The 6,927-nt window shown below is 72.8% G+C and carries 5 protein-coding genes; 1 reads left to right on the top strand and 4 read right to left on the bottom strand.

What is annotated here, in order from left to right:
• Nucleotides 1-148 precede the first annotated feature (148 nt).
• A complete protein-coding gene (locus tag ABEA93_RS35525; protein WP_345680055.1) occupies nucleotides 149-1,261 on the top strand; it encodes an NsdA family TPR-like regulatory protein in 1,113 nt (370 codons plus the stop codon).
• Here ABEA93_RS35525 and cutA read toward each other — a convergent pair.
• The 4 genes from cutA to ABEA93_RS35505 all read right to left on the bottom strand — a co-directional run bounded on the left by cutA (nucleotide 1,258) and on the right by ABEA93_RS35505 (nucleotide 6,825).
• Nucleotides 1,258-1,575 carry a divalent-cation tolerance protein CutA gene (gene cutA, locus ABEA93_RS35520; protein ID WP_345680054.1) on the bottom strand — a complete coding sequence of 106 codons (318 nt, stop codon included), beginning with the start codon at nucleotides 1,573-1,575 and terminating at the stop codon, nucleotides 1,258-1,260. The genes ABEA93_RS35525 and cutA overlap by 4 nt on opposite strands.
• A 366-nt stretch (nucleotides 1,576-1,941) precedes the next feature.
• Nucleotides 1,942-2,514 carry a DoxX family protein gene (locus tag ABEA93_RS35515; protein WP_345680053.1) on the bottom strand — a complete coding sequence of 191 codons (573 nt, stop codon included), beginning with the start codon at nucleotides 2,512-2,514 and terminating at the stop codon, nucleotides 1,942-1,944.
• 2 nt (nucleotides 2,515-2,516) lie between these two features.
• Nucleotides 2,517-3,692: a PP2C family protein-serine/threonine phosphatase gene (locus tag ABEA93_RS35510; RefSeq protein WP_345680052.1), complete on the bottom strand. Its 1,176-nt coding sequence runs from the start codon at nucleotides 3,690-3,692 to the stop codon at nucleotides 2,517-2,519.
• Nucleotides 3,693-3,876: 184 nt separating this feature from the next.
• Nucleotides 3,877-6,825 (bottom strand): helix-turn-helix transcriptional regulator, encoded by a 2,949-nt coding sequence (locus ABEA93_RS35505; RefSeq protein ID WP_345680060.1) that lies wholly within the window; start codon nucleotides 6,823-6,825, stop codon nucleotides 3,877-3,879.
• Nucleotides 6,826-6,927: the final 102 nt, after the last annotated feature.

Genomic DNA, 6,927 nt, shown 5'->3' with positions numbered 1-6,927 from the left:
CGCATCCACACCGCAATCGGAGACATCCCGCCCCACGAACACGAGACCAACTACTACGCTCAACACCAGCCCCAACCGGCGGCTGGAGTCAACGCATAGAGCCTCCACCAATCCCGGAACGGTTCAGATGGCCAAGGGAAGCGGTCGTGTGACTTCCTTCGAGAAGATCGCACAGATCGCGGATGCGTTGAGGATTCCTGGGCAACTCGTCGGACTGGCAAACCGGCCATGGGAGTTGGTCCAGTCCGTCCCGAAACCCGCCGCCGACCAGGACGGACCGGAAGCTGTGAAACGCAGGGAGTTCATTCGAACGTCGTTAGCGAGTCTGGGAGTCACCGCGGCTGCCGTGCCCTTCATGCCGGTCGACGCAGGACCGCGTGTCGGAAGCTCGTTCACCCGGCAACTCGTCGACCGGACGGCACGCTTGCGGCAGTTGGACAACTACCTCGGCGGCTTGGACACCTACAGGGTCTATTTGGCAGAAGTTGAGACGACTCTGTCTGTGCTGAAGCACAGCAGCTACGACGGCGTCACCGAGCGCGCCCTGCTGTCTATCCTTGCGGAACAGGATCAGCAAGCCGGATGGGCTGCATTCGATGCTGGGTACCACGAGCGTTCCGACGCCCACTACAGGTCCAGTCTCGCTGCCGCGCAGCAAGCCGGTGATCTACCACTTGCCGCAAATGCCCTGATCTTCACCTCGTATCAACTTGTCAGCACCCAGCACACCGGTTCCGAAGCCGCCGCTGTTGCTTGCGGCATGATCCCGCCCGACGCCCCGCACACCGTGCGGGCGCTCCTCCATGAACGCCTGGCGTGGGCATACGCCGTGGAGGGCAACGGCTGCGAATGCGAACGTGCTCTAGCCGTCGCCGAAGACGCGATCAATCGTCCGGACCCGCAATCGCAACCCGACTGGTCCGCGTGGGTGGACCGGGACGAAGTCAGCATCATGGCGGGGCGATGTTGGGCAGAGCTGCGCCGTCCGCTTCGGGCGGTCCACGCGCTCGAGGGCGCACTCGACCGGTTCCAGGACACCCACGCGCGCGACAAGGCGCTCTACCTCACATGGTTGGCGGATGCGTACATCGATGCCTGCGAGATTGACGAGGCGGTGGCGACAGTCGACCGCGCCATGGAACTGTCTCAAGGCGTCGGGTCGACGCGACCGCATCAGCGCGCCAAAGCTGTCATGACCCGCCTTGCGCCGTACCAGGACGTTCCACAGGTCGCGGCCCTGCTGGAGCGGGCGAAAAGCTAGGTCGTCGCTTGACGGATCCACTCAAGGTAAGGGGCGGATCCCAAGACGATCGGGGTTGCGGTGACCTCGGGTTTGTCCCAGGGATGCTCGTTGATGATGTGCGCTTGAAGAGCGGGATACATGTCGGTCGTCGTCTTCAACCACACCGCCCACTCCGGGCCTTCGCCGAGTTCGCCGGCGTGCCAGAAGAAGGACGTCAACGGGCCGGCTACTTGCGCCGTGGCCGCCAGCCGTGTGGCTACGGCCGAACGAGCCAGTCGCTCGGCATCACTTTGGCTGGGTGCGGTCGTGGATACCTGGACGAAGTCGGTCATGGCGCGAGCGTAGACGTCGAGCCTTAGCGGTCGCCCGTGTGCGGACAAGGTCTCGCGCACCAGGTTCGGAGCCTTGCGGAGAGAACGCCCCGGTTTGGGCTTTGGCGCGCGCCGCCTTGGCGGCGCGCGCCACCGGTCTTGTTGTTTTGGTCCGAGCCGCGTCGCGTGTGTGCTCATCGACGAGCTTGCGGTCAGCGCGGCGGAGCCGCGCAACCGGCGTCGGGGTGGAGCCGAGTCGGGGGTGCGCGACGTACGGCGGGTTTTGGGGCAGGGCGCCGCCTTGGCGGCGCCGCGCAACCCTGAACTCCGCGATCGGCGGACGAGGATGGCGTCCGCGCCATCGAGCCCGAATAGCGGAGGACCGGCTCAGGTCGCGTCCGAAGCGCCGCCCTGGGCTGCCGCTTCGGCCTCCTCCAGGGCCTGGGCTTCGGCGATCTCGCGGAGGCGGCGGGTGCGCATGCCGATGACCGCGGCCGTCGCGGCGGCCGTGACGGCGAAGGCGGTCGGGACCATCCAGCCGCGGTTCACCGCATGGCCGAGGGCGTGGTCCAGGGACAGCCGGCCCGGCCCGGTGATGGCGAGGCCCGCCGCGGCGAGGCCGAGGAAGCCGGCGTACTCGTAGCCGCCGCTCTGCGCGAAGAACCCGGCGGGCATGTGCACGGCGGCGGCGCCGGCCATCGCCCCGGCCGCGGCGGCGCCCGCCGCGGGGGTGGCCAGGCCGAGCGCGAGCAGCGCCCCGCCGCCCGTTTCGGAGAGCCCGGCCGCGGTGGCGCTGGCCTTGCCCGGCCGGTAGCCGATGGACTCCATGAACTGGCCGGTGCCTTCGATGCCGTGTCCGCCGAACCAGCCGAACAGCTTCTGCGTACCGTGCGCGGCGAGGACGCCGCCGGTGCCCAGGCGCAACAGCAGCAAACCGACGTCGAGGCGCGAGCAGCCCATGATCACTCCCGGTGGAGACGGTGGTCCGGGGGCGGGTTCCCGGACGCGCCGCCGTGTACACCTGCCGCATCGGCCCGTGCCGGACGTGCGACCGCGAGCAGCGCCGTGTCGTCGTCCAAGCGCCCCGAGGTGTGCGCCCGGAGTGCGGCCATCAGGGTGTCCAGCAGGGCGCCCGGTCCGGCGAAGTCCCGGCCGCGCAGGACGGCCACCGGGTCGAAGAACCGTCCGGCGGGGTCCCGGCCTTCGACCAGGCCGTCGGTGTAGAGCAGCAGCGACGCGCCCGCCGGGAAGGCATGCTCGTCGGGTGTCGCGCCCCCGTCCGGGGCAAGGCCGCCGAGGCCGAGCGGCAGGTGGGTGTCCGCGCCGTCCAGGGTCCGCACGTCGCCCGCGTGGACCAGCAGCGGCGGCGGGTGGCCGCGGTTGACCACCCGCAGCGTGCCGCCGTCCGCGTCGATCTCGACGAACAGCGCGGTCGCGAAGTACTCCGCGTCGCCGCCGGAGTCGGCATCCTCCGGGTCCGGCTGGGTGTGCAGCAGCACGGCCTCCAGCCGGTCGGCGACGACGGTCAGGTCCGGGCAGTGGAACGCCTCGCAGCGGAACGCGCCGACCAGCGAGCACACCGCGCCGATGGCCCCGAGGCCCTTGCCCCGCACGTCGGCGATGAGCAGGCGGACCCCGTACGGCGTGGCATGCACCGCGTACGCGTCCCCGCCGACCTGCGCGTCCGTGTACGCCGGCGTGTACCGCACCGCGACCGGCAGCCCGCCCGCGGACACCGGCGCGTCCGGCAGCAGCACGCGCTGCGCCGCCTCCGCGACCCGGATGAGCCGCGCGAACCGGCGCCGCCCGTGCTCCTTTGTCCGGGCGAGCACGAGGACGATCGCGCAGACCGCCAGCACCGCGACCAGGTCGGCGAAGAACGAGGCGACGAGGACGTCGTGATAGCGGATCTGCTCGTACACCGCGAGCAGCCCCATGGCCGAGGCGGTGGCGACCGTCGTCCACAGGACCCCGGCGAACCCGTAGACACCGAGCGCGAACGTAGGCGCGGCGGCCAGGATCGGTGCCGGGTTCACCCCGGGCGGCGTGGTGAACTCGACGACCAGCGAGACGACGAGCAGCAGCGGGGGCACCCAGCGCAGCAACCGCCGCCCGCCCTGCGCCTCCGGCTCGTACACATCGGCCCCGATATCCACCCCGCGCCGGTTCCCGACGGGGGTGCGGCGTGCACGTCCGCGGGGTGGGTTCACCCGTTCGGCCGGGCGGAACGCGGGCGGAGCGCAGGTGGGATGCGGACCGAGCGCAAGCGTTCACGGGATCGGCAGGACGGCCCGCACACGGCGGTGGCCGCCGGATCCGCGCTCAGCGCTCCGTCGGCCCGGGTCCGATCAGCCCCTTGCGGTAGGCCATCGCGACGGCTTCGCCGCGGGAGGCCGCGCCGACCTTGGCGAGGATGTTGGAGACGTGCACGCTGGCGGTCTTGACGCTGATGAACAGCGCCTCGCCGATCTGCCGGTTCGTGCGTCCTTCGGCAAGCAGCCGGAGGACCTCCTGTTCGCGGGTGGTGAGCGTGCCGGCCGCGACTGCTGCCGCTGCGGAGTCCGCGGCCGCGAGGCCGGTGCGCCGGGCGAGCGCGTCGAGGGCGGCGCGGAGCGGGGTCGCGCCGAGCGCGACCGCGGTGGCCTGGGCGGCTTCGAGGACATCGCGGGCTTCGGCGCGGCGGCCGGCCGCGGCGTAGGCCTCGGCGAGGCGGAGGCGGCAGCGCGCGTGTTCGTAGACGTTGCCGTAGTCGAACGCGGCCACCACGCGTTCCCACCTGCCGACGTCCGACCGGCCTTCGGCGCGGGCGAACTCCGCCTCGGCGCGGAGCGCCCACGCGATGCCCTCGGGGCCGCTCGGCCGCACGGCCTCCTGGCGGGCCGCGATCTCGCGGGCCAGCGCGGCGAACTCGGCGGCCTCCGCGGCCCACCCGCCGGGGTCGCCGCCGGTGAGGCGCAGCGCGGTGGCCTCGTCGGCGATCGCGGAGAGCGCGAGGGTGGCCAGGCGGACACCGACCGGCGGGTACGGGTCGTCGTCCTCGATCAGGCGCGCGAACGTGCGCCGGAAGCGGTCGACGGCGGCGCGGACGTCACCCCGCAGGACGGCCTCGTCGACCAGCACGAGGCCCGCGACCAGCGTCGCCGTCCAGTTGAACGGCCGCTTGTCGAAGAGCGCTTGGGCGCGGTCGACGACGCCGGGTTCGCCGCGGCCGAGCGGCACATACAGTGCTCCTTCGGCGACGTGGCCGAAGGCGGAGGGGGCGCTGCCGGCGGCTTTGAGGGCCTCGTCCCAGCGTCCCAGGGTGTAGAGCGCAAGGGCGCGGACGTAGCGCAGGTGGAGGGAGTACGGCGACGACGTCTGTGCGGTGCGGCGGGCCAGGTCGAGGCCTTCGTCGGTCCAGGCGAGGGATTCCTCGACGAGGCCGGCTTCGAAGCAGCCGAGGGCCAGGCCGTACATGGCGCGCAGCTCGATCGCCGTGTCGCCCGCGCGCCGCGCCAAGTCCCGGGCTCGGTAGAGGATTTCGCGGCCTTCGGAGGTCTGCCGGTTGGCTTCGTGGGTGGCCAGCGTGCTGATCAGGACGTCGGCTTGCACGGCGTCCGCGCCCAGCTTTTCGGCGGCTGCGAGGGCGCGCTTGCCGACGTCGCGGACGACGTCGATCCGGCGGATGTACCAGGCGGCCTGGACGTGTGTGGCGGCCGCCCACGCCCAGGTGAGCGACGGCGGTTCCTCGGGGATCAGCGCGAGCGCTTCGCGGCTGAACTCGAAGGCGGAGTGCAGGCTGTCCACGTTCATCAGGCTGGACGCGAGCGTGTAGCGGACCTTCGCGGCGACCAGCGTGTCGCCGTGCGAGCCGACCCGGTCGAGGGCGGCGCGCGCGAGGTGCACGGCGCGGTGTGCCTCGCCCATGCGGACGGCCGCGGCGGAGGCGCGCAGGGTGAGCGCGATGTCGTCGGTGCCGGTCAGTTCCGCGGCGTCGGGGACGGCGTCCCACAGTTCCAGTGCGGCTTCGACGTGCCGGAGTTCCTCGGCGGGCGCGCCGACGACGGCGGCGTGGCCCGCGGCTTCGAGGGATGCGGTGAGCGCGCCGGGCAGGTCGTGGCTGGCGGTGTGGTGGTGGGCGCGTTCGGCGGCGCTGCCGCCGCGGCGCTCGAGGGAGCCGAGGAGGCGCGCGAACACCGCGTGCAGGCGGACGCGTTCGCCGGGAAGCAGGTCGCCGTACGCGGCCTCCCGGGTCAGCGCGTGCCGGAACGAGTAGCTGCCGTCGTCGCCGGACACCAGCAAGTGCCGGCCGACGGCCTCGCGCAGCGCGGCGTCGAGGTCGTCGTCGGGCAGTTCGACGGCGTCGCGCAGCAGACCGTGCTCGACGCTCCGCCCGGCGACCGCGGCGGTCCGCAGGACGCGCTGCGCGGTCGCCGGCATCTGCTCGATGCGGACCAGCAGCACCTCGGCGAGCCCGGCCGGGACACCGGCGTCGTCGGCGGTGGCGGCGCGGAGTTCTTCGGCGTAGAAGGCGTTGCCTTCGGCGCGTTCGACGATCCGCGCGACGGTGTCCTCCGGCAGCGGGTCGCTGCCGAGTCCGCGCACGAGTTCGGCGACCTCGGCGTCGGCGAGCGGCCCCACGTCGAGTCGGGCGACGACCGGGAGGCGGACGAGTTCGGCGAGCAGCGGGCGCAGCGGATGCCGCCGGTGCAGGTCGTCGGACCGGAGCGAGACGAGCAGGGCGATGCGCTGGTGCGGCGCGGTCTCGCCGGCGCGCTGCGGGGCGAGGCGGCTGAGGAGGAAGCGCAGCAGGTCGCGGGTGGACTGGTCGGCCCAGTGCAGGTCCTCGAGGACGAGGAGCAGCGGGGCCTGCTCGGCGAGGTCGGCGAGCAGGGCGGCCATGTCGTCGAGGAGGCGGAGCCGGACGCCGGGTTCGGTGCGGCCGTCGTAGGCGGAGCCGCCCGCGCCGTGCAGGCGCAGCACCGCGGGGTGCTCGTCGAGGATCGCGGCGGAGGCCGGGTCGGCGGCGACCGTGCGGAGGATCTCGGTGAACGGGAGGTACGGCAGGCCGACCTCGCCGAGGTCGACGCACTGCCCGGTCAGCACGGTCATGCCGTCGGCGGCCGCGCGGGCGGCGGCTTCGGCCAGGAGGCGGGACTTGCCGACGCCGGCGTCGCCGGCGAGCAGGAGTGCGCGGGGGTCGCCCGCGCGGGCGCGCGCGAGGACGTCGTCGAGGGCGGCGGTCTCCGCGCCGCGGCCGACGAAGGGCGTCTGGAATCCGGGTTGCGGCACCACACGGACATCCTGACACGCACGGGTGACGGCCTGCGGAAATGGGACGACACCGCGGGGCGGGCGGCTGTGGCGCCGGTCTCTTTCGCGCCTGCCGACCGA

This window comes from Yinghuangia aomiensis, assembly GCF_039542225.1.
GTDB lineage: Bacteria > Actinomycetota > Actinomycetes > Streptomycetales > Streptomycetaceae > Yinghuangia > Yinghuangia aomiensis.
Note: the sequence above shows the minus strand (reverse complement) of the source record. Positions and strands in the feature narration are given on the sequence as shown.

Excerpts from the sequence above, each read along its gene's own strand:
- cutA (WP_345680054.1), bottom strand. The coding sequence starts at position 1,575 with ATGACCGACTTCGTCCAGGTATCCACGACCGCACCCAGCCAAAGTGAT.
- ABEA93_RS35515 (WP_345680053.1), bottom strand. The coding sequence starts at position 2,514 with ATGGGCTGCTCGCGCCTCGACGTCGGTTTGCTGCTGTTGCGCCTGGGC.